The 763-nt window shown below is 47.6% G+C and carries 2 protein-coding genes; both read left to right on the top strand.

The window, feature by feature from the left end; all coding sequences use genetic code 11:
* Positions 1 to 396: type 4a pilus biogenesis protein PilO (locus R7Z47_RS24615; protein ID WP_318130732.1), on the top strand; the 396-nt coding region annotated here is incomplete at its 5' end.
* Positions 386 to 763, top strand: a 378-nt coding sequence (locus tag R7Z47_RS24620) for a pilus assembly protein PilP (protein WP_318130733.1), incomplete at its 3' end; no start/stop codon positions are given. The genes R7Z47_RS24615 and R7Z47_RS24620, both read left to right, overlap by 11 nt.

Raw genomic sequence — 763 nt, forward strand, 5'->3', positions numbered from 1 at the left:
AAGGTAGCTGCATTGCCTCAGTTGCAATCTCAACTGGACGAGCTTACTACGCGTTATGAGTTGCTGTTGCAACAACTACCGGCACAAAAAGAGTTGGCCACAATGTTGGCGTCGGTAAACGAACTCGGTATCGACAACAAGTTAACGTTTACTCGAATCGATTGGGGAGAAAAGCAATCTGAAAACTTCCTGTATCGATTGCCACTAAATATCGAGCTAACAGGTGATTTCCACGATATCGGTCGTTTTTCACAGGCCATTGCCACACTGCCACGCATCATCACCTTTAAAGACGTGACTTGGCAGCGTGTCAGCCAAGAGAGTGAAACTTTGCACTTCCGAGTGAGAGCAAACACTTATCAGTTCAAGCCTGAGGAAAAGAAAGATGGGAAATAAATCTTTGCTGACGGTGTTGGTAAGCGCTCTATTGGTCGGGTGCCAGGCGAATGATGAATCATTAACGGATTTTATTCGTGGTGTTGAGAGACAGGCTCTGCGAGATGTGGAGAAGCTCAAACCTGCTGACAAATACATCGCAGTGGCGTATGCCCCAGAAGTGATGCGTGCTCCTTTCGAATTGCCCAAAGAGGCGACCATCGCGACTCAACCTGTGGCGAGAAAAGATTGTTGGCAACCGCCGAACCGAGCGAGATCTGGCAAGTTAGAAAAATTCCCACTCAGCCAACTTCGTTTAAAAGGAGTGATGGGTATGGGGAACACCGTTTCAGGTTTAGTACAAGCCCCGAATGGCACGGTTTACAAA

Origin of the sequence: Vibrio sp. 1641 (assembly GCF_033339995.1) — a bacterium.
Taxonomy (GTDB): Bacteria; Pseudomonadota; Gammaproteobacteria; order Enterobacterales; family Vibrionaceae; genus Vibrio; species Vibrio alginolyticus.